The organism is Caulobacter sp. FV1ye13L (genome assembly GCF_058681155.1).
The window spans coordinates 3404208-3430592 of sequence record NZ_CM178732.1 but is presented as its reverse complement, the minus strand read 5'-3'; the positions used below and the strand labels follow the sequence as shown (position 1 = coordinate 3430592).

The window sequence follows — 26385 nt, the reverse complement described above, 5'->3', positions numbered from 1 at the left end:
GTCACGGGCCAGCGTCTAAGGTCGCGGCGAATCCTTCAAACTTTTCGAGACCCTGAATGACCACGTTGAAAACCCTCGCCGACCACCTGGCCGCCGAGCAGACCGACGACGATGCGGTCAAGGACGTGGTCGCCGTGATCGCCGCCGCCTGCGTTCAGATCAGCAGGGTCGTGGCCTCTGGCGCGATCTCCGGCAGCCTGGGCGCGGCGGGGCAGATCAACGTGCAGGACGAAGAGCAGAAGAAGCTCGACATCATCACCAATGACATCCTGCGCGACGCGCTGAAGGCCTGTCCGGCCGTGGCGGGTCTGGCTTCGGAAGAGCTGGAAGAGATCGAGACCACCGGCCGCACAGGCGGCTTCCTGGTCACCTTCGATCCCCTGGACGGCTCCAGCAATATCGATGTCAACGTGTCGGTCGGGACGATCTTCTCAATCCTGCCGGCCCCGGTTGGCCGTGAGGCGACCGAAGCTGACTTCCTGCTTCCGGGCCGCCAGCAGGTCGCCGCCGGCTATGTGGTCTATGGCCCGCAGACCATGCTGGTCCTGACCCTCTCGAAGGGTGTGTTCGGCTTCACGATGAACGCCGAGGGCGAGTGGCTGCTGACCCACGAGACCGTGGCGATCGGCGCCGACACCGCCGAGTTCGCGATCAACATGTCCAACCAGCGCCATTGGGCGCAGCCCGTGCGTCGCTATATCGACGGCTGCCTGCAGGGCAAGGACGGCCCGCGCGGCAAGAACTTCAACATGCGCTGGGTGGCCTCGATGGTGGCCGACGTCCACCGCATCCTGATGCGCGGCGGCATCTTCATGTACCCGTGGGATGCTCGTGAGCCGGACAAGCCGGGCAAGCTGCGTCTGCTGTATGAGGCCAATCCGATGGCCCTGATCGTCGAGCGCGCGGGCGGCAAGGCGACCGACGGCAAGACGGCCATCCTCGACCTGCAACCGACCAAGCTGCACCAGCGCGTGCCGGTGGTGCTGGGCTCGGCCAACGAGGTTGATCTCGTTTCGGCGAGCTAGGCGACCGCGACTGACGCCGCCGGGGCGCATGGAGCGAATCCCCGGAAACGGATAGTCTCGTCCGATGCGCACCACACCCAAGCTCAGAATCGTCTAGCCATGGCCGACGGTCATGCGCCTATCGAGCAGGACGCCTTCCTGGGCGTCTCCCGCTCGCTCAGTGGCCGGGCCTGGCGCGAGCGCCCGGGCGATCCCGCTGCGGCGCGCAGCCATCAGCAGGTCCACGGCCTATCCGAGCCTCTGGCGCGGGCCCTGGCCGCGCGTGGCGTGGGTGTCGATGGCGCCGAGGACTATCTGCGCCCCACCCTGAAGGCGCTGTTTCCTGACCCCTCCAGCTTCACCGACATGGACCGGGCCGCCGAGATCCTGATCGACGCCCTGGAAGCGGGCCGGCCGACCATGGTGTTCGCCGACTATGACGTCGACGGCGCCACCAGCGCAGCCCAGTTGGTGCGCTGGTTCCGCCACATGGGCGTCGAGCTGCCGATCTATATCCCCGACCGCCTGACCGAGGGCTATGGCCCCAGCCCGGCGGCCTTCAAGACCATCCGCGACACCGGCGCCGAGCTGGTGGTGACCCTAGACTGCGGCGCGGCGGCCTATGACGCCATCGCCAGCGCCGCCACGATCGGGCTGGAGGTGGTCGTGATCGATCACCACCTGATGCGCGAGGACCCGCCGGCCGCTGCCGCCGTGGTCAATCCCAACCGCCCGGGCTGCCAGAGCGGGCAGGGGGTTCTGGCCGCCGCCGGGGTAACCTTCGTGCTGCTGACGGCTCTCAACCGCGAGGCTCGCAAGCGCGGCCTGTTCAGCGACGAGCGACCGCAGCCCGATCCCCGCCAGTGGCTGGACCTGGTGGCCATGGGCGAGGTCTGCGACGTCACCCAACTGGTCGGCTTCAATCGCGCCCTGACAACCCTTGGCCTGCGCACCATGTCCCAATGGGGCAATCCGGGCCTGAAGGCCCTGTTCGAGGTCGGCAAGGGCTCTGGCCCGGCTTCAGTGTTCCATGCCGGCTTCATCCTGGGGCCGCGTATCAACGCCGGCGGCCGGATCGGTCGTTCGGACCTCGGCGCGCGCCTTTTGTCCACGGATGATCCCGAGGAAGCCCGGATGCTGGCCGAGGAGCTCGACGCCCTCAACACCGAGCGCAAGGCCGTCGAGGCCGGCGTGGTCGAGGAAGCTGCGGCCGTGCTGGAGCGCGGCAGCAACTTCAATCCGGACGCGCCCGTGATCGTGGTAGCGGGGGAGGGGTGGCACCCCGGGGTCATCGGCATCGTGGCTGGCCGCCTGCGCGAGCGCTATCGCAAACCCGTGGTGGTGATCGGTATCGACCGCGCGGCCAATGTCGGCAAGGGCTCGGGCCGCTCGCAGCCTGGCGTCAATCTGGGCGCTGCGATCCAGGCGGCGTTCGAGCAGGGTCTGCTGATGTCCGGAGGCGGTCACGCCATGGCGGCGGGCCTGTCGATTCGCCCAGATTCCATTCCCGAGTTCCGCGCCTTTCTGGAAGAGCGCCTGGCCGGCGAGATGGAGGCTGTAGGCCCCGAGGCCGTCGAGATCGACGCCCTGGTCCAGCCCAAGGGCGCGGATCGCGCGCTCTACGAGGATTTCCAGCGCCTGGCCCCGTTCGGTCCGGGCAATCCCGAGCCGATGTTCGCCCTGACCGGCGTTCGCGCCGACCGGGTGATGGCGCTGAAGGGCGGCCATGTGAAGATGGATCTGGTCGGCCCGACCGGCGAGCGCCTGAAGGCGATTTCCTGGCGTAGCGCCGAAACCGACCTAGGTCGGCGGCTGTTGTCAGGCGGCGGCGCGCTCCATGTCGCCGGCAAGTTGAAGCCCGACGACTACAATGGCCGCAACGGCGTTCAGTTGGAGATCGAGGACGCCGCCGACCCGCGCGCCTGTTGATCGCCAACAGCATTTTCGGGCGCTGTCGCCCCGTCTGTGGGTGAACGGAAAAAATGCTTCCCAGCGGGTTGCGCGCCCCAAACGGCGCGGCTATACACCCGCTTCCTCGCGGGGCCGTGGTCCCTTCGTCTATCGGTTAGGACGCCAGATTTTCATTCTGGAGAGAGGGGTTCGACTCCCCTAGGGACTACCACCCGCGAGGCTTTCAAATTCGACTACCGACGATGTCATCATCCCTGGATGGCGATGTGGTCCCTTCGTCTATCGGTTAGGACGCCAGATTTTCATTCTGGAGAGAGGGGTTCGACTCCCCTAGGGACTACCACCAAAAGCTGCATTGGCGATGCCTGCGGCTGCATTTCAAAATTATTGCCAGAAAGTTGCTGCGACGAAATGTCGCGCAGCCTTCGTGCGCGCGTGCTTGACGCGAATTCACCATTGACGGCTCTCCTAACGCGAGAACAGTGTTATTCTTGTGGCGCTCGTCCCGTTGGGCTGATTGGGCGAGCCAGAGGGGCGGAATGTCTGGTTACGATTTCGATGCCGTGGGTGCGCACGAAGACCTCGTGCGGATCAGCGGGCGCGTAAAATGGTTCGATGTTGGCAAGGGTTACGGGTTCATCGTTCCAGATGATCCTGGTCAGACCGGCCTCAAGGACGTGCTTCTTCACGTGACCTCGCTGCGTAATTGCGGCCGGGAAACAGCGCTTGAGGGCGCTGTGATCGTCTGTGACGTGGTGCGCCGCCCCAAGGGGTGGCAGGTCAGTGAGGTGGTCGATCTCGACGAGAGTTCAGCGCCTTCGGCGCTTGAGCGGCCGCGCCGCACCTTTGCCGACGCCGCGCCGCGCCGCGAGCGTGACGGGCTGGGCAGCGGGTTCCGTTCCGGGCTGGACAGCGGCGGCGGGCGTCTGGCCCTCACCCCCGAAGGGCCGGCCGAGCACGCCAAGGTCAAATGGTTCAATCGCACCAAGGGCTACGGCTTCGTGGTGCGTGACGCCGAACCCGGCGACATCTTCGTCCACATCGAGACCCTGCGCCGCGGCGGCCTGGAAGACCTCCAGCCCGGCGATGAAGTCCTGGTGCGCTTCGCCAAGGGGCCCAAGGGCCTGGTCGTGGCCGAGATCACCCCGGGCGACGCCTGACTTTGGCCATCCAGGCCTGCCATTCCTTCGCTGGGCCCGTGGCGCTAGGCTGCGAGTCCAGCGCAATGGCGAGCGAGGATTGTAAGTGGCGGTAATCTGCGAACCGGGACGAAGGGCGGTGCTGACGGCGCTGGTGGCTGGCGCCTTGTTGGCGAGCGAGGTCGCTGTCGCCAAGCCCGCAAGCAAGCTCGAGGCCGTGGAGATCCTGACCGCCAAAGGACGCGCGCGCTTTCAGGTCGAGATCGCCGCGACGCATGCCGAACAGCAACGGGGGCTGATGTTCCGCAAGGCCCTGGCGGCTGATCGCGGCATGCTCTTCACCTATGCCAGGCCGCAGCCCGCCGCGTTCTGGATGAAGAACACGCTCATCCCGCTGGACATCATCTACATCGCGCCCAACGGACGTGTGCTGTCGATCGTCCGCAACGCTCAGCCCCACAACGAAATGCCATTGCCTTCGGGTGGTCCGATCCTGGGCGTGCTGGAGATTGCCGGCGGCCGCGCGGCGCAGCTTGGCATCCTGCCCGGCGACAAGGTCCTGCACCGGATCTTCCCGAAAAACTGATCGGTTCTGCGATTGTTGCCGTTCCCGTTTGATCCGGACGACGAACCCTTGTAGAGCACGCCCCTGCCGATGTGTCGGAGCGTAGCGCAGCCTGGTAGCGCATCTGGTTTGGGACCAGAGGGTCGCAGGTTCGAATCCTGCCGCTCCGACCATCGGCTAAAGACTGGAGAGGTTCATGCTGGCCCGCATCTATCGCCCCGCCAAGACCGCCATGCAGTCCGGCAAGGCCAAGACGAAGGACTGGGTTCTGGAGTTTGAACCCGCCTCTGCGCTCCGTTCAGACCCCCTGATGGGCTGGACCCAGTCGAGCGACATGAATGGGCAGGTTCGCCTGACCTTCGAAACCCGCGAGGAAGCGGTGGCCTACGCCCAGCATAATGGCCTGGCTTTCCAGCTGTTCGAGCCCAAGACGCCCAAGCGCATTATCAAGGCCTATGCCGACAACTTCGCGGCCGGCCGCAGACAGCCCTGGACGCACTAGCGTCCGCGCACCGAGGCTTTCCGGTTCGCGCCCTTAGCTCAGTTGGATAGAGCACTCGCCTTCTAAGCGAGCGGTCGCTGGTTCGAATCCAGCAGGGCGCGCCATCCCGACCCCAGAGCGCGCAAGGCTGGATGTCGGTGTGGGGTCTAGCTGAAGTGCGGTGAAGGGCCTGGGCAGGATGACGGGGAGGGGATCTGCCGTCACGTCGGGTTGGAAGGCGTTGGCAGTCGGGCGACGGGCGGGCGGCGAAGCCATCACCTAGCGCAGATCCCGCCCGCCGCCAGTGTTCCGGCCGTGGCCGAGATCTGCTCGGCAAGCCCGTCTTCCGGTGCGCGATATCCGAGACCCTTTCGCGGGATCCGATCGAGCCGCGCGGATAGCTCCAGCAGTTTCTCCGGCGGAATCAACGCCAGGTCCTCGTCGCTGGCTAAGAAGCGCCGCAGACTGCTTACGGCCATTGGCGTTCTCGGCCGCGCGCTGCGGAGGCCAACTAGATTCCACTCCCAATGGCCGAACAGCTCGTTCGTCTAATTAGTATTATCGGAAAACTTAGCCCGGGAACAGTTCGCGAAATTGTCGTGGCTCTCACAGCAATACGTCAGCGTCTTGGAACGCAGCGCCGGGCTGTAACCAGAAATCAGGTCTGCTCCACAGTCCGGACATTCCGACTTCGGCGCTTACCGACTCTCGCCGCGCTTGCACGCCAGATCCTCGCGCGATGAGGCGTCGCCGGCGCTATTTGACGCGGTTCTCGAGCGTGCCTAGGTGATCCGTCCTGATGGTCACGACATCGCCGGGCTGCAAATAGCCGCCAGAGGCGCGGTCATCACGGATCATCCGCTCGACGACCGCCGCGATGATGCCGCCCCGACCCAGCCTTGCGACCCAGTCAAAGGCGCCGCGAACGAACGTGGCGCGACCCGGACCCTTGAAGACCGTCCCGGCCGGCGTCCCGGCCAGAACCAGCGTGCGATCCGGCAATACGCCGTCGCGGCTGACCGGCAGGCTTGCGCTGCCTTCTCGCCAGCGCCAGTTGACGCCTCCCCGTTTGGCCGTTTCCACCAGAAGGCGGTCAAGGTCCCAGATCCAGGCTGTGACGGGGGTGCGCTGCCGTTCCTCGCCATTGACGGACAGGTGCAGTTCCAGCGGCGCAACAAAGGCCTTGAGGTCTCGCGGGACGACGAACAGGTCACCGACCGGCAGGAAACCCGCGCCGCTCTTGCCGTCTGTAAAGCCCTTGCCCGAGGCGATGTCCCTGGTGTCAGCCCCGCGCATCAGGGCCGCCCGATCGGTGACGTCATTGCACAGGATCAGACCCCCCTTGGCGCCAGAGCTGGCTGGCAAGGCTGAGAGTGTGACTAGGCAAAGCTCGACCTCATAGTCGAGCAGTCCCCTGCTCGCCGGGATCGCAGCGCGTGACGCGGTCGGCTGGGCGACCTTGGCGAACATGAACGGGCCGTCCCTGACCTTGGCCTCATCGGCATGCTCGGGATAGTTGGTGGCGACTGCGGCGTGCACGGCGCGCAGATCCACCGGTATGGCCAGGGTCGCCGCATCGTGGCTGACGCTGGTTTTTGCCGTAGCGATGAAGGCGGCGATCGCGTCGTAGCCGAGGCGGTTGTAGGCCGCGATGGCGTCTTCGCCGGGCTGCAACAAAGGCGCGAGGTCGACACCGGTGACCACGCCGTCTCGATAGCCGTTGACCGCAAACGTCTGGGCGGCGGCGCCGTCACCCGAACGGGCGAAGGTCAGAGCCTGGTCCAGCGGCGCTATGGCGAGCGTCGCCCGCAGAGGCGCTGTCGGGGCCGGCCGCGGCGGCACCTGCACCGGTTGTGGTCTGAACCCGACGGCGAAAGCCGCAGCCGTGACGACCAGGATCAGTCCGATCGCCGCGAGAGAGAGGATGCGCATGTCCGGTCCTATCGGGTTGCAGGAGCGTTGCCGGCGCCGGACGAGCCGCCGCCAAACTGGGCATGCAAAGCGGGCAGAAAGCCCGCCAGATGCGGCATTTCTTCAGCGCAATGCACCAGCAGGGCGCGGGCGTCGCTTTGCGTCAGGCGCAGCAGGCGCTTGGCGACGGCGGCGGCCATATGGCCGACAGGGTTGCGCCCGCTCACATGCTTGCCGCCCATCCAGAAGCGCGAGCGCATCTCGCTTCCGCCTGGAACCGCGCGGACATGGTGCGCCAGATAGCCGATGTCGACCGGGGCGTCGCCAAGGCCGATCCGGGCGGAGACGATGGTGGCCAGGCGGTCGTCATCCAGACTTTTGTCGGTGAAGCCCAGCGACGCCGGCGGCACGAAACGGATCGCGCCGCGAACCAGATCGCTGCCGATATACTCGTCAACGATCGAGGTCTGTCCCACATAGAGCGCGCGGCCGGCTGCGCCGACCGGCGGCGTTTCGCGCCAGCCGACATGAACATGCGCCTGCGGATGCCAGAGCTTGTATTTGGCCGGCGTATCGCCGTGCCAGCCAAACCACCAGTCGACCATGGCCGGGGTGACGCCCGGCATGGCGGTGCGCACGCTGACCCTCATCCCGCCGTCCGGCGTGAGGACAAATCCGTCCTCCAGCACCGCCGCGTCGCCAAACAGATTGGCCGCCGCATCCTCAAGTCCCGGCAGCAGTGGGGCGGGCACGCCGCCGCGATCGAGGGCCGCACAGACATGCGCCGCCAGCGGGGCCATGCGGGGATTGAAGAAGGGCGCAAAGGGTTGGGCGGTGTCCGCCGTGCGATAGCCGAGATAGCGCCCGACGATCGATTTGCTGCTCTTCATGCCACGCGCCCCATATAGGGATTGAAGCGACCGTCCGGGTCATAACGCCGGCGCAGGGCGTCAAGCCGGGCCAGATTGGCGGGCGCCATGAACGGCGCCGGACGGCGTCCGAGATTCTCATCGGCCAGCTGGATGCCGACGCTATGGGCCTGCAGGTCGCGCATGTGGTCGGTCGCCCAGCTTTCGTCCGCCGGGGTCGCCGCGCCGCCGCGCAGCCCGCCATACAGGGCCAGATAGGTCCGCGCCTCGAGCGAAAAGGCCATGTCGGGTCGCGTCGCCGGTCCGTTCCAGTTGAGCCAAAGCGCATGGCTGGGCGCCGCTGGCTGGGTGTCGGCGATGCGCCGCAAGGCCGGCAGCAGAGCCTCGATCGGCGTGTTCATCCACATGCTGTCGGTCGTCCAGCGGGTGTTGGGCAGGAACAGGGAGCGCTCGCCCCCCTTCATCATCATGCCCAAGGAGACCGGCAGCAGCGGCAGGGTAAAGCTGGCGAGGTTGCGGATCGGGCTCTTGTCGATGAACGCGACTGCCGCGCGCGCCTCGCGCCAGCTGCCGGCCAGCACGGGGGTCAGAACCTGGATGCCGTGCGCCGAAATTCCCATGGCCTTGCGATCGATGACCAGCTGGAACTCGGCAAAGGGCGCCACCGACGGGCCGATGCGATCGGCCCAGGCCATGACGGCCTCGAGGTGGCGGATGCGGAAGACCTGGACCTTCATGCCGACGTATTTGGGCCGCGCGTGGAGCTTCAGGTGAAAGCGCACGACGACGCCGAAAAAGCCGGGGCCGGCGCCGCGCGCCGCCCAGAGCAGTTCGGGGTTTTCGGTTTCACTGGCATGAACCAACGTGCCGTCGGCGAGAACGACATCGATGCCAACGACGCTCTGGCAGGCAAGCCCCGACGCGCGACTGTTCCAGCCAAAGCCGCCCTGCAGCAGAAACCCGCCCATGCCGACGGTATAGGCGTGCGCCACCGGAAAGAAGAGCTTGCGTTTGGCCAGGGCGGCATCCAGTTCGCCGGCCAGGCAGCCGGGGCCGATTGTCGCCCTCCCCTTGCTCGCATCGATCGAAATGCTGTTGAGGCGCGAAAGATCAAGCAGCATGCCGCCGTCGCGAATATGATTCTGCGCCCAGCTATGCCCGCCTGAACAGATGCCGATGGTCAGGCCCAGTTCACGCGCCTGCCCAACAGCAGCCACAACATCAGCCTCCACATTGGCCTGAACGATCAGGGCCGGGCGACGGCCCGGATCCTGCGCGTTGAAGCTGGTTCCGCGCAGCGCCACATCAAAGCCAGCCTCGCCCTTTTTGATAATCCGGCCCAAACCGGCGCTTCGCTTCACAGCGTTTCTCCAGCAGGGGGGCGAAGGGACGGCAGAGCCAGCCAGCGCATCGGCAGCGCGGGGGGCGGCGGAAACTCTACGGCTTCATGGCCTAAGGCCGCAGCGGCGGTCGGATCAAGCCCGAGCCAATGCAGCAGACGGGTCGTTGCCGGTTCGATGGCGGTCACCGGCAGGACGCCACGATGCAGATCCAGCGCCAGGCCGCCGATCGCGCCCGACACGATGCTCGCTGTCAGGTCCAGGTCGGTCAGGTCGAACCGGCCAAGCTGCAGGCCTTCGGCAAGATCAAGTTTCAGCCGCAGCCGAAGTTCTGAGACGAGGCTGTCGGCAGGCAGGCCGACATCAAAAATCAGGCGGCCGAACCCCGGCTCGGTCGCCACCATCCGCAGCGTCTGACGCGTGATGCAGGCAAAACGCCGGCCAGGATCAACCAGATCAAGGTTGAATCCCGCCATTGTCGCCGCATGGCTCGCGCCCAGCAGTTCGCCAAGGTCGGCGACCAGGGCAGCTACATCCTGGTAGTAGTTGTAGAACGTCGCATGAACCACTCCGGCATGATCTGTGATCTGACGAATGCCGAGCCCCGCCGCAGTGTGCGTCATCAAAAGCGCTTGCGCGGCCACCAACAGCTGGTCTCGGGTTCTGGCGCGTTTGGAGCCGCGCAAACTACTGGCTCGAAGATTCATTATTTGAGGTAATGTCAATTTTGATATTTCGTCAAATTGAATCGCGAACCGCTCGTTGATGGCTCCTCAGGCCTGCCCCAACTCCAAGGTTGGCGCCGCTGCTCTGCTGGCCCTGCACGACAGGACGATCGATGAGCTGGAGGGAGTCGTCGTGTCGCTCGACCTGGACATCGCGATGCGAAAGGTCGTGACGGTTGTCCCGATGCTGGTTCTGAACATCGCCTATCGGCGTTTGATCCGTCCGGCGCGGCGTTGGGCTACGCCTTGGCTAGAACCGAAGGTCGAGGCCAAAAAGCGCCGGGGTCGCCCTTCAATCGGACGAAGATGGCCTTCACGCTGCGGCGATGATCGCCAAAAAATCAGCGGCCTTGAGTGATGCTCCGCCGACCAGCGCGCCCCCGACCTCGGCCGCACGGAGAATTTCCGCCGCGTTGTCGGGTTTGACCGAGCCGCCGTAGAGGATTGGCGGCGCCTTGCCGGATTCTCCGAACATCGAGATCAACTGGGCCCGGATCGACGCATGCATCTCTTCGATGTCGGTGATCGTCGCCGTACGGCCGGTGCCAATGGCCCAGATCGGCTCATAGGCTATTGAGAAGGCCTGCCCTGCCAAAGCGGCCGGCAGTGATTCGCGTACCTGGGCGCTCACGACCTGCAGCGCTGAACCGGCTTCGCGCCGAGCGAGGCTTTCGCCGACGCAGATGATGGGCTCCAGCCCGGCTGCCAGGGCGGCCTCGACCTTGGCGGCCACCAGGGCGCTGGTCTCGCCATGATCCTCACGCCGCTCGGAATGGCCCAGAATGACCAGCGCGGCGCCGGCATCGACCAGCATGGCCGCAGCGATGTCGCCCGTATGGGCGCCGCTGGTCTTTGCATGGCAATCCTGCCCTCCGGTCAGCACGCTGGAGCCTTCCAGCGCCTGGCTCAGGCGGTGCAGCAGGGTCGCCGGCGGGCAGATCGCCACGCGGGCCGCCGCGGGCCGGGCGTCAACGCCTCCGGCCACGGCGCGGGCCTCGTCCAGGGCCTGGGCAAGGCCGTTCATCTTCCAGTTACCGGCGATCAAAGGCCGGGGTTTAGGGCTTGAAAGGGTCATGGAGCAGCTCTTGACCTCGCTCGCCCAAGGGAAGTCAAGACCGCCGTGGCTTGCCCCCTCGCCCCCCGCTCTACTATACCCGCTGCTCGCGCCCGCAGCGTCGTTTCAGGCTCACGCCTGCAGCGACGACGCACGCGGTAAGTCAGGAAGGTTTTCCAAGTCATGCTCGCCGGTTTCCGCACCTTCGCCAAATCGCCCTTCGCGGTGATCCTTTTCGGCCTGCTGATCGTCAGCTTCGCCGTGTTCGGGATCAGTGACGTGTTCAAAGGGCCGCGCCTTTCGGGCGTCGTCGCTGCGGGATCGCGGTCCGTCTCGGCGGCGGACTTCAAGACCCGATATGAGAACTACCGCAAGGAAACCGAGCGCCGCTCGGGCGAGGCCCTGACGCCTGACCAGGCCGTTGAACGCGGCGTCGACCGTCAGATCCTGCAGGAAGTGGCGCTTCAGGAATCGATGTCCGAGGTGATCCGCAAGTTCGGCATCCATCCGTCGGACAAGCTGATCGGCAACGTCGTGCGCGAGCAGATGAGCAACCTGCATCCCAACCAGCGGCCGTTCGACCCGATCACCGGCAAGTTCGATCCGAAGATGTATGAGGCCCTGCTGCGCGAAAACGGCATGACGCCCGACAGCTATCAGGCCTCGCTGAGCGACGAGATCGCCCAGACCCACGTCTTCACCGGCGTCGCCAACGGTCTGCATGCGCCCCGCATCTACGGCGCCCTTCAGGCGGCCTATGGCCTGGAAAGCCGCGACCTGGCGGCCTTCGCGATCAATCCGGCCACCGTCGACCGTCCGGCCGATCCGACCGACGCCCAGCTGAACACCTTCATGAAGCAGAACGCCGAGCGCCTGACGCGCCCCGAGACCCGCGTCCTGTCGATCATGCGCGTCAGCGCCCAGGCGCTGGAGCCGTCGGTGACCATCAATCCGGCCGATGTGCAGAAGACCTTCGATTTCCGCAAGGACACCCTGGCGACCCCGGAAACCCGCTCGCTGGTCCAGATCGTCGCGCCCGACGCCAAGGCCGCCGCCGTCATCGCCCAGCGCCTGGCCAAGGGCGATCAGCCGGCCGTGGTGGCCAGCGCCTATGGCCAGCAGCCGGTGATCATCAACGACAAGCCCAAGTCCGCCCTGCCCGACCGCAAGGTCGCCGACGCCGCCTTCAGCCTGGCCGCCGGCCAGGTCAGCGCGCCGATCACCGGCAGCCTGGGCATCTCGGTCGTCAAGGTGACCAAGGTCACCCCCGGCGCCGGCGCCAGCCTGGACAGCGTTCGCCCGCAGATCGAGGCCGAACTCCGGGTCCAGGGCGCGCAGGCCAAGGCGTATGACCAGACTCAGACCTATCAGGACGCCCACGACGCCGGGTCCGACCTGATCTCGGCCGCCACCAAGGCCGGCGCCATGGTGATGACCACCTCGCCGATCACCGCCCAGGGCGCCGACCAGACCGGCCAGCCGATCCCCGGCCTGACCCCGGACCTGCTGAAGACTGCCTTTGACCTCAACTCGGGCGGCGAGAGCGAACTGGTTGAGGTCGGCAAGGGCGAATATTACGCCGTCAAGGTCGAGAAGGTCATCCCGGCCGCCATGCCCGCCCTGGCCGATATCCGTCCGCAGCTGGCCCAGGTATGGCTGCAGAACGAGATGACCACGCGCCTGCAGGCCAAGGCCGAGGCCCTGGCCGCCCGCGTCAAGAAGGGTGAATCGATGGAAGCCGTCGCCGCTGCGGCCGGCTCCAAGGTTCAGCGTGTTGCAGGCATCAGCCGCGAGAATGCTCAGCAGCACCAAGGCCTTGGCCGCGACCTGCTGCTGGCCACGTTTAACGCCAAGCCGGGCGAAGTGTTCAGCTCGCGGGCCGGTCAGATGGCCTTCGTGGTCGCCAAGCTTGAAACCGTTCGCGCGGGCAAGATCGCCGACATGGCCCGCATCACCCAAATGATGCGTCCGCAGATCGACAGCGGCCTGATGCGCGATCTGGGCGAGGCCGCCCGGCTGGGCGCCCAGGCCAGTCTGAAGACCAAGACCAACCTGACCCTCGCCCGCCAGACCATCGGCGTCGACACCGACGCCCTGGCCAAGGCCGAGGCCGCCAAGACCGGTGCGACCAAGAAATGAGCCTTGAGCCCGCCTTTGACGCCTTCGCCCAGACCTATGACGCCGGTCAGCCCCAGGTCGTCTGGACCCGGCTGATCGACGATCTTGAGACCCCGGTCTCGGCCTATCTGAAGATCGGACAGGGCAAGCCCTACGCCTTCCTGTTCGAAAGCGTTGAGGGCGGCGCCTGGCGCGGCCGCTATTCCATCGTGGCGATGAAGCCGGACTTCGTCTGGCGCTGTCGCGGCGACCAGGCCGAGGTCGCAGAGGGCGACGCCATCGCCCGCGGCGAATTCACGCCCCAGGCCGGCGGCGCGCTGGACAGCCTGCGTGACCTGATCGCCCGCTCGCGTATCGAGCTGCCCAAGGGCCTGCCGCCCATGGCCGCCGGCGTGTTCGGGGCCTTGGGCTATGACATGGTGCGGCTGGCCGAGCGCCTGCCCGACGTCAACGAGGACACCACCGGCCTGCCCGACGGCATCATGACCCGGCCCTCGATCGTGGCCGTGTTTGACGCCATCGCCCAGGAGATCATCCTGGTCACGACCGTGCGTCCGCTGGCGGGGGTTTCGGCCCAGGACGCGCACCATGCCGCCCGGGCCCGCATCGAGACGGTGATGGCCGATCTGCGCCGTCCGCTGGCCCATGACGCGCCCCGCAAGGGTCATGCGCCCATCGAGTTCACCACACCCGTCAGCCGCGAGGACTATGCGGTCGTGGTCGAGAAGGCCAAGGAGTATATCCGGGCCGGCGACATCTTCCAGGTGGTGCCCAGCCACCGCTTCCGGGCGCCGTTCGACCTGGATCCGTTCGCGCTCTACCGCTCGCTGCGCCGGACCAACCCGTCACCCTTCTTGTATTTCCTGAACCTGGACGGCTGCCATCTGGTGGGCTCCAGCCCGGAAATCCTGGTTCGCCTGCGCGACGGCAAGATCACGATCCGCCCCATCGCCGGCACCCGCCCCCGTGGCGCGACGCCGGAAGAGGATCTGGCGCTGGAAGCCGAACTGCTGGCCGATCCCAAGGAGCGCGCCGAGCACCTGATGCTGCTGGACCTGGGCCGCAACGACGTCGGCCGCGTCTCGATGCTGAAGGAGCCGGGCAAGAACGAGCCCGCCAAGCCGCACAAAGGGCCGCGCGTCAAGGTCACCGAGAGCTTCAAGGTCGAGCGCTACAGCCACGTCATGCACATCGTCTCCAATGTGGAGGGGGTGGCGCCTGTCGGCGTCGATCCTGTCGACGTGCTGATGGCCGCCCTCCCCGCCGGCACGCTGTCGGGCGCGCCCAAGGTGCGGGCCATGGAGATCATCGACGAGCTGGAGATCGAGAAGCGCGGCCTCGGCTATGCCGGCGCGGTCGGCTATATCGGCGCCGACGGCTCGGTCGACACCTGCATCGTGCTGAGGACCGCTCTGGTCAAGGACGGCATGATGTACGTGCAGGCCGGCGGCGGCGTGGTCGCCGACAGCGATCCCGACGCCGAATATGACGAGACCCTGCACAAGTCCCGCGCCCTGAAGCGCGCGGCCGAGGAAGCCTGGCGTTTCGCCTGACGGCAAGCGTGACAGCCGAAAGTGGATGCCGGTTTCGGCGCCTGTCACGCGCCCAGTATCAGTAGCCGAGGCGGTCGGCCGGCAGATGCTGGGTGACCGCCGGCGGGGCCAGCACCATCACCGTGGCGAAGCTCAACGCGCAGATCGCCGCGAAGGCCGCCGCCGCCAGGACGGGCGCCATCTTCTGGCGACGCTCCCGCGGCCGCAGCAGAGCGCGGGCATAGGCGATGGCGACCGGATCAAGGGCGGAATCAGACGAGACCATGGATCGACCATGCCCCACGCCAAGCGATCTGCAATCGCCTTAAGCCTTTCTCGCGCTCAAATGCCGCAAACCCCCTCCCGCTCCGGCCCCGCCCGTTCTAGAAGCTAGATCATGATCCTGGTCATCGATAACTACGACAGCTTCACCTACAACCTCGTCCATTACCTGAACGAGCTTGGGGCCGAGACGCTGGTCCATCGCAATGACGACCTGACGGTGCAGCAGGCCCTGGCCCTGCGGCCGTCCGCGATCCTGCTGTCGCCCGGCCCCAAGGCGCCGGATCAGGCCGGCATCTGCCTGCCCCTGCTGCGCGGCGCGCCGGAAGACATGCCGATCCTGGGCGTGTGCCTGGGCCATCAGGCCATTGGCCAGGCCTATGGCGGCGAGGTCATCCGCGCCAAGGAAGTGATGCACGGCAAGACCAGCCCCATCCACCACGCCGACAAGGGCATCTTCAAGGGGCTGCCCAACCCCTTCACCGCCACCCGCTATCACAGCCTGGCTATCCGCCGCGAAGATCTGCCGCCCGAGCTGGAGGTCACCGCCTGGACCGACGACGGCGAGATCATGGGCGTGCAGCACCGCACTCGCCCCGTGCACGGCGTGCAGTTTCACCCCGAGTCGATCGCCACCGAGGGCGGCCACCAGATGCTGGCCAATTTCATCGATCTGGCTGGCGTCAAGCGCGACGCGGCGATCTGGGTCTAAGCGCAGCATGTCCGACACCTTCAAGCCGCTGCTGGCCAAGCTGGCCGACGGCCAGAACCTTTCCGAGGATGACGCCGAAGTCTTCTTCAGCGCCTGCCTGCGCGGCGAGCCGACCCCGGCCCAGATCGGCGCGGCGGTCACCGCCATGCGCCTGCGCGGCGAGACCGTGGGCGAGATTGCCGCCTGCGCCCGCGCCATGCGCCGCGCCGCCGTCATGCTGGACCATCCCTATGACGTCATCGATGTCTGCGGCACCGGCGGCGACGGCCTGCATACCCTCAACATCTCCACCGCTGTCGGCTTCGTGGCGGCGGGCGGCGGGCTGAAGGTCGCCAAGCACGGCAACCGCGCCGTGACCTCGAAATCCGGCACCGCCGACGTCCTGGCCGCCTTGGGCGTCAATATCGACGCCAGCCGCGAGCAGCAGCGCAAGGCCCTGGACGACGCCGGCATCTGCTTCATGTTCGCCCAGGCTCACCACGGGGCGATGAAGCATGTCGCGCCGATCCGCCAGCAGCTGGGTTTTCGCACCATCTTCAACTTGCTGGGCCCGCTGACCAATCCCGCCGGCGCCCGGCGCCAGGTGGTGGGCGTCTCGGCGCCGCGCTTCGTCGAACCCATCGCCCGCGCCCTGGGCGTCCTGGGCGCCGAGCGCGCCTGGTCGGTGCACGGCCAAGGCATGGACGAGCTGACCACCACCGGCGAAACCGAGGTCGCCGAATGGCGCGACGGCGTCGTGCGCTTCTTCACGATCACGCCGGAAGCCGTGGGCCTGCCCCGCGCTTCGCTGGCTGACCTGACCGGCGGCGAACCCGATTTCAACGCCGCCGCTCTCACTCGGCTGCTGGACGGTGAAAAGGGCGCCTATCGCGACATCGTCCTGCTGAACGCCGCCGCCGCCTTCCTGGTCGCCGACAAGGTCGAGACCCTGGTCGAAGGCATCGAGGCCGCCGCGGCTTCCATAGACAGCGGCGCGGCCAGGGCGGCCCTGGCCGGTCTGGTCAAGGCCACCAACACCGAACTGGCAAGCGCATGACCGACATCCTGGCCAAGATCGCCGCCTACAAGCGCGACGAGGTCACCGATCGCAAGCGCCGCCGCACCCAGGCCGCGCTGGACAACGCTGCGCGCAGCGCCTCGTCGCCGCGCGGCTTCAAGACGGCGCTGAAGCACGGACATGCGTCCGGCAAGCTGGCCCTGATCGCCGAGATCAAGAAGGCGTCGCCGTCGAAGGGCCTGATCCGCGCCGACTTTGATCCGCCGGCCCTGGCCCGCGCCTATGAGACCGGCGGCGCGTCCTGCCTGTCCGTGCTTACGGACGGGCCCAGCTTCCAGGGCGCCGACCCCTATCTGATCGACGCTCGCGCCGCTGTCAGCCTGCCCTGCATCCGCAAGGACTTTCTGGTCGATCCCTGGCAGGTTTCGGAAAGCCGCGCGCTCGGCGCTGACGCCATCCTCGTCATCCTGGCGATGATCGACGACGTTCTGGCCGCCGAGCTGATGAGCGAGGCTGAGCGCTTGGGTATGGACGCCCTTGTCGAGGTGCATGACGAGGCCGAGATGGCCCGCGCCGGCGAACTGGGCGCGACCCTGGTGGGCATCAACAACCGCGACCTGAAGAGCTTCGTCGTCGACCTCGCCGTCACCGAGCGCCTCGCCGCCCAAGCCCCCAAAGACGCCTTGCTGGTCACCGAGAGCGGCCTCTTCACCCACGACGATGTCGTGCGGATGGAAGCGGCCGGCGCCACGGCCATGCTCGTCGGCGAAAGCCTGATGCGGCAGGCCAATGTGGCCGAGGCCACGCGCACGCTGCTGGGCTGAGACCACACCGGGTACGACCGGTCTGGCGTTTTGCCGACTCGCCGCCCACACTCAGTATCAATGACAGCCGGCCCGTTAAGGCGGTCGGGATCGCTCGGGAGGGCAATGATGCACTGGATCGCCCGGGTGGTGAAATGGTCCCTTGTCGCCTTCTTCAAGCGCGAGGGCTGGACGATCGAGGGGGCCGCGCCGAGCCATACCCGCAAGTTCGTGATCATCGCCGCGCCCCACACCAGTAACTGGGACTTCGTTTATTTCTTGGGTGCGACTGACGCCCTTGATCTGAACCTCAGCTTCATGGGCAAGGTCTCGCTGTTCCGCTGGCCCTTCGCGCGCCTGATGCGCGACCTGGGCGGCGTGCCGGTGGACCGCTCCCGCTCTGGCGACACTGTCCAGGCCATGGCCGATGAATTCGCGCGCCGCGACGAGTTCATGCTGACGATTGCGCCGGAGGGCACGCGCGGCAAGGCCAAGCAATGGAAGACCGGCTTCTACAATATAGCCCTCAAGGCCGGGGTGCTGATCGTGCCGGCCAAGATGGACTACAAGCGCAAGGTGGTGGCTCTGGGGCAGGCCGTGATGCCGTCGGGCGACTATGACAAGGACATGGCCCAGTTTGCCGTCTTCTATCGCGACTGCACGCCCCGGCATCCCGAGCGAGCGACAGCGCTCTAGCGGCGAATCAGACAGTGATTTCGGCTTCAAGGACGCCCTTTAGCCGGCCGCAACGGCCGCCGTTCTGGGCAATTTGACGTTGCTGGGCGGTGTGATCTTGCGACTCATGGTCCAGCTCGATCGCGCCCGCATCTTGGATTCGGCGCCGACCAGATTTCGCCCGTACCGTCGACGGCGACGACCCAGATCAGGTGATGTTCCTGCCCGTAGTCAATGACCGCAAAGGCAAAACCGGTTCGCTTGCCATCGACGCTGACAGGCAAGGCTGGGTTGAACCGCTTGAAACTCATGGCGGTGCGCCCCTCCGAAATCCGTGCGCCGACAACGAACGACGAGCCATCCGCGTTCCTGCGTCGTCAACTTGACATTAAGAAAGAACGTCTAGAGAACATCGGCAAGGTTTGCGGTTTGTTCCGCGTCTTCCTCGAGGTCGAGATGCTCACGCGCAAGCAGCACGAGCTGCTGATGTTCATCCACGAACGCATCAAGGAGAGCGGCGTCTCGCCGTCCTTCGACGAAATGAAGGAGGCGCTGGATCTGGCGTCGAAGTCGGGTATCCACCGACTGATTACCGCGCTTGAAGAGCGCGGCTTCATCCGCCGCTTGGCTCATAGAGCCCGGGCGCTGGAGGTGGTGAAGCTGCCGCAACAGGCCACGACCGCCTCGCCTCCCAAGGGGCGCGGGACGTTCAAGCCCCAGGTGGTCGAAGGCGGAGGAGCGCCGGCTGCCACCAACAGCGGGCTTTCAGCGGTTGCGGCCAATGACAGCCGCGATCTGCCTATACTGGGGAAGATCGCCGCCGGCACGCCCATCGACGCCATCCAGCACGAACGCGACCGCCTGCCTGTCCCCGAATCGATGCTGGGCAGCGGCGAACACTATGTGCTCGAGGTGCAGGGCGACTCGATGATTGAGGCTGGTATTCTCGACGGCGACTACGTCATCATCAAGAAGGGCGACACAGCCACGTCCGGCGAAATCGTCGTGGCTCTGGTGGGCGAGGAAGCCACGCTCAAGCGCCTGCGCAAGAAGGGCGGCTCGATCGCCCTGGAAGCCGCGAACCCGAAGTACGAGACCCGGATCTTTGGTCCGGACCAGGTCGAGGTGCAGGGCAAGCTGGTGGGGCTGATCCGCCGGTATCACTGAGGCGCCGCAGACGGTCGCGAAATGAGGGCCGCTCCGGTTGGGGCGGCCTTTTTTTGTTGGGCTATGGAGTACTCGCCCCCTCCTGACCGCTGCGCGGTCTTCCTCCCCCGTAGGGGGAAGATGAGGTAGGCGCGCTTCATCTTCCCCCTACGGGGGAGGAGCGCCGCAGGCGCGGAGGGGGCAAGTGATCGCCCCGCCCTACTCCTTCGCGATCCGCGCCAGATGCCCGAGGATCTTCTCGGCCGCATCCAGGCGCTGGGCCGGGGTGTCCCATTCGCCCTTGATGACCACCTTCTGGTCGGGGCGGACCTTCCAGATCAGGCCGTTCTTGGCGACATACTGCATCAGCCCCAGCGGGTTGGCGTAGGTATCATTGCGGAAGCTGGCCACCGCGCCCTTGGGTCCGACGTCGATCTTGGCGACATTGGCTTCACGGCACAGGCCCTTGATGGCGACCACCTTGAGCAGGCTGTCGGTCTCGGGCGGCAGCGGGCCGAAGCGGTCGATCAGTTCGGCGGCCAGGGCTTCGCGGTCGGCGGACTTTTCGGCTTCCGACAGGCGGCGATAGAGCGACAGGCGCACATTGAGGTCGGGGACATACTCGTCCGGGATCATCACGGCGGCGCCGGTATTGATCTGCGGCGACCATCCGCGATCCTCCAGCAGGGCCTCGGCGCCCTGGCGCTGGCGTAGCTCGGCGACGGCGTCTTCCAGCATCTGCTGGTACAGCTCGACGCCGATTTCCTTGATGTGGCCGCTCTGCTCGTCGCCCAGCAGGTTGCCGCCGCCGCGCTGGTCCAGGTCATGGCTGGCCAGCTGGAAGCCGGCCCCCAGGCTGTCGAGCGACTGCAGCACCTGCAGGCGCTTTTCGGCCGACAGGGTGATGGTCTTCTCGTTGGGCGTGGTCAGATAGGCGTAGGCGCGGGCCTTGGACCGGCCGACGCGTCCCCGGATCTGATACAGCTGGGCCAGGCCGAACATGTCGGCCCGGTGGACGATCAGGGTGTTGGCCGAGGGGATATCAAGGCCGCTCTCGACGATCGTTGTGGCTAGAAGGACGTCGTACTGACCTTCGTAGAAGGCCGTCATCACGTCTTCCAGCTGGGTCGGGGCCATCTGGCCGTGGCCGACCACATATTTGACCTCGGGCACCTGGGTGCGGAGGAACTTCTCGATCTCCTCCAGGTCCTTGATGCGCGGCACGACATAGTAGGCCTGGCCGCCGCGATACTTCTCGCGCAGCAGGGCCTCGCGCAGGGTCACCGGGTCGAACGGGCTGATATAGGTGCGCACCGCCAGGCGATCGACCGGCGGCGTAGCGATGATCGACATTTCCCGAATGCCGCTCAGCGCCATCTGTAGGGTTCGAGGGATCGGCGTCGCGGTCAGGGTCAGCATGTGCACGTCGGCGCGAAGCTCTTTCAGCTTCTCCTTGTGCTTGACCCCGAAGTGCTGCTCCTCGTCGACGATCACCAGGCCCAGGTCCTTGAACGAGACCTGCTTGGACAGGATGGCGTGGGTGCCGACCACGATTTCCAGCTGGCCATTGGCCAGGCCCTCGCGAGTCTCGGCGGCTTCCTTGCCGGTGACCAGGCGCGACAGGCGGGTGATCTTGATCGGCCAGCCCTGGAAGCGGTCCTTGAAGGTCTTGAAATGCTGGCGGGCCAGCAGCGTGGTCGGACAGACGATGGCCACCTGCTTGCCGCTCATCGCCACGACGAAGGCGGCGCGCAGGGCGACCTCGGTCTTGCCGAACCCGACGTCGCCGCAGATCAGCCTGTCCATAGGCTTGCCCGAGCCCAGATCGCCGAGAACATCGGCGATGGCCGACAGCTGGTCGTCGGTTTCCTCGTAGGGGAAGCGGGCGCAGAACTCGTCGAACACACCTTGCGGCGCATCGGTCTCTTCCACCGACTTCAGCTGGCGCGCGGCGGCGATCTGGATCAGGCCCTCGGCCATGATCCGCAAACGTTCCTTGGCCTTGGACTTGCGACTCTGCCAGGCGGCCCCGCCCAGCTTGTCGAGCTGGACGTTCTCGCCGTCGGTCCCGTAGCGGGTCAGCAGGTCGATGTTCTCGACCGGCAGGTACAGTTTGCTGTCGCCGGCATACAGCAGGTCCAGGCAGTCGTGCGGCGCGCCCTGGACGTCCAGGGTTTTCAGGCCCTCATAGCGGCCGATGCCATGATCGATGTGGACGACCAGATCGCCCTGGGTCAGGGCGCTGGCCTCGGCCAGGAAGTTGGCGGCGCGGCGCTTCTTGCGCGGGCGTGCCAGACGGTCGCCCAAAATGTCGGTCTCGGAGATGACCGCCAGGTTCTCGGTCTCGAAGCCATGATCCAGCGGCAGGACGACCCGCTGCGGAACCTTGGGGTCATTGGCCTTGGCCGCCTGCCAGTAGCCGGCATAGGTGATCTTCTTCAGGCCGTGGTCGGCCAGCATGGTCCCCAGGCGCTCGGACGAGCCCTCCGACCATGAGGCGAACAGCACGCGCTTGCCTTGGGCCGCCAGAGCACTGGCGTGGTCGGCCGTGGCTTCGAAGAGGTTCACGCTGTCCTGGGCGCGCTCAGCGGCGAAAACCCGTCCAAGCTTGGCGCCCATGTCGATGACATCCAGCCCCTGGGGCTGGAACGGTGTGAACCGGCGATGAGGGCGGTCGTCCAGCGCCTGATCCCACTCGGCCGCCGTCAGATACAGCGCCTGAGGCTCGAGAGGGCGATAGGCAGATTTCCGATCGGCGCTGGCGCGCGCGTCATAGGCGTCCGCGATCATCGCCAGCCGTTCATCCCGCGCTTCAGAAGCCTGATGATCGACACCGACCAAGGCTCCGTCGGGCAGATAGTCAAACAGCGTTGCCATCCGCTCGTAGAACAGCGGCAGCCAGTGCTCTAGCCCGGCCCGCCGGCCACCCTCGCTGACGGTGTTGTAGAGCGGGTCATCGCCCGGCGCGCCGAACTTGGCGACATAGCCCCGCCGGAAACGCGAGATGCCGTCGGCGTCCAAGAGGGCCTCGCTGACCGGCAGGAGATCGATCTCCTTCAACTGCTTGGTCGAGCGCTGGGTCTCCGGATCGAAGGCGCGGATGCTCTCCAGCGTGTCGCCGAACAGGTCCAGCCGCACGGGCTCCTCGGCGGCCGAGGGATAGACGTCGATGACGCCGCCCCGGATCGCGAACTCGCCCTTCTCCGACACAGTGGAGGCGCGGACATAGCCGTTGACCGCGAAATAGCGCTCCAGGTCCTTGATATCGACGCTGTTGCCGACCTTGGCCGAATAGCTGGCGCGCATCAGCACGCTCTTGTCAGGCACCCGCTGCAGCAGGGCCGGCGCGGCGATGACCAGGATGGCGGGTTTTGCCGAACCCAGACCCCGGGCCAGACGCGACAGGGTCGCCATGCGCTGAGCGGCGACGCCGGCCGAAGGCCCGACGCGGTCATAGGGCAGACAGTCCCACGACGGAAAGAGCACCACCTCGATCTCGGGGGCGAAGAACTTCAGGGCGTCGGCGAAGGCGTTGGCCCGGGCCGTGTCGCGGGCGACAAAAGCCGTCAGGCCGCCGCGCGCACGCGCGATGTCGCCCATTACCAGGGCGTCGAAGCCCTCGGGCGCGCCGGCCAGGGTCAGGCCGCCGGCGGCCTTGGCGATCTGCTTGGCGTCGTAGGCCATGAAACTCTCTTAAGCGCCGTCGCCGATCGGGCGGACGGCATGGGCCTCAAAGCGGAACTCACGAATCATCGCCAGCACGTCCGTCTCGAACTCAGCGGGCGTGGCTTCCTGCCCGACGATCCAGGCGTAGATCTCGCGATCCGGATTTTCCAGAAGCGCCTCGAGCCTATCCAGCTGCGGTGGGGTCAGCTTGTGGCCATGGTTGTCCGCGAACGGCCCCAGAATGAGGTCCGCTTCCCGAAACCCGCGATGCCAGGCGCGGAAGCGAAGCCGCCGAAGGCGGGAGTCGTGATCAATGGTCATGTGCCCGGCGGATATAGAGCGCGCCAAGGGCGGGCGCCAGCACTCAGGACGGTTTGCGCCATTCCATGATCACGTACCAGGGCGCGCGATTGTAGCGTTTGGCCTTGGCTGGGTCGCCGCCCGTCGCGGCGGGCTCATCGAAATGGGTGAGGATCAGGCCTGAAGTCAGAAACCAGCGCATGTAGTCGCTGAGCGGCCTATGCCAGTTGCGGATTGAGATCCCGCGCCAACTTTCACGGCTGCTCCTCGTCTCCAGATAGCGGTCCATCGCAAAATGGGTCAGGTGTCCCAGCATATCGCGCTGCCAGCCGTCATGGACAGCGGCGGTCTTGAAGCTGGCCAGATTTGCGACCAGCAACGTCCCGCCAGGCTTAAGCACCCGCACCATCTCGGCTATGGCGGTCTGGGCGTCTTCGATATCGATCAGACTCAGATAGCTCACCACCAGGTCGAAGCTGGCGTCGGCGAACACCAGCGCTTCTGCGCGTCCCTCGACATAGAGGCCGCCCGGGTCACGCGCTCGCGCTGCGTCGAGCAGTTCCTCGGTAGGATCCAGACCCACCGGCTCGAAACCTTGCCCCCGCAAGATTCTGCAAAACCGCCCTTCCCCGCATCCGACATCGAGGGCTGTTCCCCGGACCAGCCCGGACAGACGCTCAGCCATGACTTTGTCGAGCACGTGCTGCCGGCCAAAGTCACCGTTCTCGCCCATGTCGGCAATCCAAGCTTTTGCGGAGCGCTTCCAGCCGCTTTCATCCATCTTGGTCTTGCCTCTCGGCGGCTTGCCATCATTGACTTTGCCTCGGTTCAGCCTATTTATCCCCAGCTTCGGAGCAGGTCAGGCGAATCCGCGCCGCCCGTTCGCCCAAACACGGGCGGCTCTGAATTCAGCCAGATTGATATGACAGAATTTTCCGAACTGGGGCTGTCGCCCACGACCCTCCAAGCGGTCGCAGACACCGGCTACACTACGGCCACTCCCATTCAGGCCGCCGCCATTCCGGTTGCACTCGCCGGGCAAGACGTTCTGGGTATCGCCCAGACCGGCACCGGCAAGACTGCCGCCTTTACCCTTCCGCTGATCGACAAGCTGATGAACGGCCGCGCCAAGGCGCGCATGCCGCGCGCTCTGGTCATCGCCCCAACCCGCGAGCTAGCCGACCAGGTCGCCTCCAGCTTCGAAAAGTACGCCAAGGGCACGAAGCTCTCGTGGGCGCTGCTGATCGGCGGCGTGTCGTTCGGCGACCAGGAAAAGAAGCTTGATCGCGGCGTCGACGTGCTGATCGCCACTCCCGGCCGCCTGCTTGACCATTTCGAGCGCGGCAAGCTGCTGATGACCGGCGTGCAGTTCCTGGTCGTCGACGAAGCCGACCGCATGCTGGACATGGGCTTCATCCCGGACATCGAGCGCATCTTCAAGATGACGCCGCCCAAGAAGCAGACCCTGTTCTTCTCGGCGACCATGCCGCCGGAAATCACCCGCCTGACCAAACAGTTCCTGAAAGATCCCGTGCGGATCGAGGCGGCGCGCCCGGCCACGACCAACGAGAACATCACCCAGCTGCTGGTCAAGGTCCCCTCCTCCGATCCCAAGGCCAAGCGCCTGGCGCTGCGCGCGCTGATCGAGAAGGCCCAGATCGAAACCGGCATCGTGTTCTGCAATCGCAAGACCGAGGTCGATGTGGTGGCCAAGTCGCTGCGCTCGCACGGATTCGACGCCGCCGCGATCCATGGCGACCTGGATCAGAGCCAGCGCATGAAGACCCTGGCGGCCTTCCGCGATGGTTCACTGAAGATCCTGGTGGCCTCCGACGTCGCCGCGCGCGGCCTGGACATCCCGGCCGTCAGCCACGTCTTCAACTATGACGTCCCGCACCACGCTGACGACTATGTGCACCGCATCGGTCGCACGGGCCGCGCCGGTCGCTCGGGCATCACCTACATGCTGGTCACCCCGGCCGACGACAAGGGCTTCGACAAGGTCATCAAGCTGATCGGTTCGACCCCGAACGAAGAAAAGCTCGACCTCGACTACTCGCAAGCTGTCACTGTCCATCGCGAGGGCGACAAGAAGCGTGGCGGTCGTGGCGCGCCGCCCAGCCGCGATCGTGGCGGTGAACGCGAGCCGGGCGAACGCTCGGCCCGTGGCGGTCGTGGCGCGCGCACCCGCGATGCCGAGGCCGGTCCGGTCGATGCAGCGACGCCCGTTGACGGTGTGGTTGATGCCGCGCCGGTCGCACCTGTCGAAGCGCGCGAGGATCGCCCCGCCCGCACCCGTGGCGAGCGCAAGCCGCGTGAACGGGCTCCGCGCGCCGAGCGCCCGGAGCGCACCGCTGAGCCGGAAGTCATCGACGGCGTCGCCCCCGTTCAGGTCGAATCGGACGTTGAAGTTGCAGCCGAAGTGCGCCCTGCGCGTGAACGCGGCCGTGATCGTGGTCGCGGCCGTGATCGTTCGGAGCGCGGCCCGCGTCCTGAGCGCGTCGAAGCCCCCGCTCCGGTCGAGGCTGAAGCCGCGGCTCCGCGCGAACGCGGTCACGACCGGGTCCGTCCCGAACGCGCCGCCGCGCCGGAACGCGAAGCTCGCCCCGCCTCGCCGGTGCGCGGCGTCCAGCCGGTGCGCGGCCGCGAAGACGATGACGACCGCCGCGTTGTGGGCTTTGGCTCCGACACCCCGGCCTTCCTGATGCGCGCTCCGCCGCGCCTGCCCAAGGTCCCTTCGGACGACTGATCGGACGGCGGCGCCAGCGCGTCGTCATTCGTCTGAAATGAGCGTAGGATAACGGCGTTCTCGGCTTTGGCCGAGGCGCCGCCCGCGCGGCGCCGTGGCTGAACCGAGCCTTCTCGGAGGTCTTTGGCATGCAAGCCGCAAACGACTCTGAAATCTCACCCGACCTGCTGGCGCATGAGCGCACCTATCATGCGTTCAACATGCTTCTGCGCTGGTCAATGCTCGGCCTGGCCACGGGTCTGACCAGCCTGACACTCTGGTTCGCGACGCCGATCGGCTTCATCGGCGGCCTGATCGTCGGGATCATCGTCTGGGTGGCGGGCTATTACGGTCTTGTCCGCCACGAGGCGCGACAGCCGCTGGATCCCTGGGCGATGGGGCGCTAAAGCCTTCCACCGCCCAGGTT

24 protein-coding genes, 4 tRNA genes and 1 pseudogene are annotated in these 26385 nt (G+C 66.4%); 18 read left to right on the top strand and 11 right to left on the bottom strand.

Annotated elements, in window-relative coordinates; genetic code table 11:
- The first annotated feature begins 56 nt into the window (after positions 1-56).
- From ACW176_RS16655 to ACW176_RS16615, 9 genes are all read left to right on the top strand, one after another.
- Positions 57-1025, top strand: a complete 969-nt coding sequence (locus ACW176_RS16655) for a class 1 fructose-bisphosphatase (protein ID WP_492109922.1) — start codon at positions 57-59, stop codon at positions 1023-1025.
- 99 nt (positions 1026-1124) lie between these two features.
- On the top strand, positions 1125-2933 hold the full coding sequence (gene recJ, locus ACW176_RS16650; RefSeq protein ID WP_492109921.1) for a single-stranded-DNA-specific exonuclease RecJ: 1809 nt from the start codon (positions 1125-1127) through the stop codon (positions 2931-2933).
- Positions 2934-3051: 118 nt separating this feature from the next.
- Positions 3052-3126 (top strand) — tRNA-Glu (locus ACW176_RS16645).
- A 57-nt stretch (positions 3127-3183) separates the two neighbouring features.
- A tRNA-Glu gene (locus ACW176_RS16640) sits at positions 3184-3258 on the top strand.
- Positions 3259-3454: 196 nt separating this feature from the next.
- Positions 3455-4075: a stationary phase survival cold shock domain protein CspD gene (gene cspD, locus ACW176_RS16635; protein ID WP_492109920.1), complete on the top strand. Its 621-nt coding sequence runs from the start codon at positions 3455-3457 to the stop codon at positions 4073-4075.
- Between the two features lie 85 nt (positions 4076-4160).
- Positions 4161-4640, top strand: a complete 480-nt coding sequence (locus ACW176_RS16630; RefSeq protein WP_492109919.1) for a DUF192 domain-containing protein — start codon at positions 4161-4163, stop codon at positions 4638-4640.
- 75 nt (positions 4641-4715) lie between these two features.
- Positions 4716-4792 (top strand) — tRNA-Pro (locus ACW176_RS16625).
- Positions 4793-4815: 23 nt separating this feature from the next.
- Positions 4816-5121: an ETC complex I subunit gene (locus ACW176_RS16620; protein WP_419316789.1), complete on the top strand. Its 306-nt coding sequence runs from the start codon at positions 4816-4818 to the stop codon at positions 5119-5121.
- Between the two features lie 27 nt (positions 5122-5148).
- Positions 5149-5225, top strand: a tRNA-Arg gene (locus tag ACW176_RS16615).
- 150 nt (positions 5226-5375) lie between these two features.
- Here the strand turns inward: ACW176_RS16615 and ACW176_RS16610 are convergent.
- The 6 genes and pseudogenes from ACW176_RS16610 to tpiA all read right to left on the bottom strand — a co-directional run.
- Positions 5376-5564 (bottom strand): annotated as a pseudogene (locus tag ACW176_RS16610) (IS30 family transposase); the annotation flags it as partial.
- A 292-nt stretch (positions 5565-5856) separates the two neighbouring features.
- Positions 5857-7032 (bottom strand): fumarylacetoacetate hydrolase family protein, encoded by a 1176-nt coding sequence (locus ACW176_RS16605; RefSeq protein ID WP_492109918.1) that lies wholly within the window; start codon positions 7030-7032, stop codon positions 5857-5859.
- A gap of 8 nt (positions 7033-7040) precedes the next feature.
- Positions 7041-7901, bottom strand: coding sequence for a DAPG hydrolase family protein (locus tag ACW176_RS16600; protein ID WP_492109917.1), 861 nt, complete (start codon positions 7899-7901; stop codon positions 7041-7043).
- On the bottom strand, positions 7898-9241 hold the full coding sequence (locus ACW176_RS16595) for an FAD-binding oxidoreductase (RefSeq protein ID WP_492109916.1): 1344 nt from the start codon (positions 9239-9241) through the stop codon (positions 7898-7900). The genes ACW176_RS16600 and ACW176_RS16595 overlap by 4 nt, the downstream gene beginning before the upstream one ends.
- Positions 9238-9864: a TetR/AcrR family transcriptional regulator gene (locus ACW176_RS16590; RefSeq protein WP_492111953.1), complete on the bottom strand. Its 627-nt coding sequence runs from the start codon at positions 9862-9864 to the stop codon at positions 9238-9240. Before ACW176_RS16590 ends, ACW176_RS16595 begins: the two co-directional genes overlap by 4 nt.
- Before the next feature lie 394 nt (positions 9865-10258).
- A complete protein-coding gene (gene tpiA / locus ACW176_RS16585) occupies positions 10259-11020 on the bottom strand; it encodes a triose-phosphate isomerase (RefSeq protein WP_492109915.1) in 762 nt (253 codons plus the stop codon).
- A 162-nt stretch (positions 11021-11182) separates the two neighbouring features.
- Between tpiA and ACW176_RS16580 the strand changes: the two genes are divergently transcribed.
- Both ACW176_RS16580 and trpE read left to right on the top strand, forming a co-directional pair.
- Positions 11183-13138, top strand: a complete 1956-nt coding sequence (locus ACW176_RS16580; RefSeq protein WP_492109914.1) for a peptidylprolyl isomerase — start codon at positions 11183-11185, stop codon at positions 13136-13138.
- Positions 13135-14670 carry an anthranilate synthase component I gene (gene trpE / locus ACW176_RS16575; protein WP_492109913.1) on the top strand — a complete coding sequence of 512 codons (1536 nt, stop codon included), beginning with the start codon at positions 13135-13137 and terminating at the stop codon, positions 14668-14670. Before ACW176_RS16580 ends, trpE begins: the two co-directional genes overlap by 4 nt.
- A gap of 58 nt (positions 14671-14728) precedes the next feature.
- Here the strand turns inward: trpE and ACW176_RS16570 are convergent, their stop codons facing one another.
- Entirely contained in the window at positions 14729-14935 is a 207-nt protein-coding gene (locus tag ACW176_RS16570; protein ID WP_419316824.1) for a hypothetical protein, read from the bottom strand.
- Positions 14936-15046: 111 nt separating this feature from the next.
- On the opposite strand from ACW176_RS16570, the gene ACW176_RS16565 reads away from it, so the two are divergent.
- From ACW176_RS16565 to ACW176_RS16550, 4 genes are all read left to right on the top strand, one after another.
- Positions 15047-15643: an anthranilate synthase component II gene (locus tag ACW176_RS16565; protein WP_492057241.1), complete on the top strand. Its 597-nt coding sequence runs from the start codon at positions 15047-15049 to the stop codon at positions 15641-15643.
- 7 nt (positions 15644-15650) lie between these two features.
- Positions 15651-16679 (top strand): anthranilate phosphoribosyltransferase, encoded by a 1029-nt coding sequence (trpD, locus tag ACW176_RS16560; protein WP_492057242.1) that lies wholly within the window; start codon positions 15651-15653, stop codon positions 16677-16679.
- Positions 16676-17464 (top strand): indole-3-glycerol phosphate synthase TrpC, encoded by a 789-nt coding sequence (gene trpC, locus ACW176_RS16555; RefSeq protein ID WP_492057243.1) that lies wholly within the window; start codon positions 16676-16678, stop codon positions 17462-17464. Before trpD ends, trpC begins: the two co-directional genes overlap by 4 nt.
- Positions 17465-17572: 108 nt before the next feature.
- Positions 17573-18139, top strand: a complete 567-nt coding sequence (locus ACW176_RS16550) for a lysophospholipid acyltransferase family protein (protein WP_492057244.1) — start codon at positions 17573-17575, stop codon at positions 18137-18139.
- Positions 18140-18243: 104 nt separating this feature from the next.
- Here ACW176_RS16550 and ACW176_RS16545 read toward each other — a convergent pair whose 3' ends face one another.
- Positions 18244-18429, bottom strand: coding sequence for a hypothetical protein (locus ACW176_RS16545; protein WP_492109912.1), 186 nt, complete (start codon positions 18427-18429; stop codon positions 18244-18246).
- 145 nt (positions 18430-18574) lie between these two features.
- Between ACW176_RS16545 and lexA the strand changes: the two genes are divergently transcribed.
- Entirely contained in the window at positions 18575-19285 is a 711-nt protein-coding gene (gene lexA / locus ACW176_RS16540; protein WP_492111952.1) for a transcriptional repressor LexA, read from the top strand.
- A gap of 198 nt (positions 19286-19483) precedes the next feature.
- On the opposite strand, the gene mfd is transcribed toward lexA, so the two are convergent.
- From mfd to ACW176_RS16525, 3 genes are read right to left on the bottom strand one after another with little or no spacing between them, the layout of a single operon-like run.
- Positions 19484-22948 (bottom strand): transcription-repair coupling factor, encoded by a 3465-nt coding sequence (mfd, locus tag ACW176_RS16535; RefSeq protein ID WP_492109911.1) that lies wholly within the window; start codon positions 22946-22948, stop codon positions 19484-19486.
- A 9-nt stretch (positions 22949-22957) separates the two neighbouring features.
- Positions 22958-23251 (bottom strand): FAD assembly factor SdhE, encoded by a 294-nt coding sequence (locus ACW176_RS16530; protein WP_419316830.1) that lies wholly within the window; start codon positions 23249-23251, stop codon positions 22958-22960.
- Positions 23252-23294: 43 nt separating this feature from the next.
- A complete protein-coding gene (locus ACW176_RS16525) occupies positions 23295-24011 on the bottom strand; it encodes a class I SAM-dependent methyltransferase (protein WP_492109910.1) in 717 nt (238 codons plus the stop codon).
- A 141-nt stretch (positions 24012-24152) separates the two neighbouring features.
- On the opposite strand from ACW176_RS16525, the gene ACW176_RS16520 reads away from it, so the two are divergent.
- Positions 24153-25979 carry a DEAD/DEAH box helicase gene (locus ACW176_RS16520; RefSeq protein WP_492109909.1) on the top strand — a complete coding sequence of 609 codons (1827 nt, stop codon included), beginning with the start codon at positions 24153-24155 and terminating at the stop codon, positions 25977-25979.
- Positions 25980-26107: 128 nt separating this feature from the next.
- Entirely contained in the window at positions 26108-26365 is a 258-nt protein-coding gene (locus ACW176_RS16515) for a hypothetical protein (RefSeq protein ID WP_419316833.1), read from the top strand.
- Positions 26366-26385: the final 20 nt, after the last annotated feature.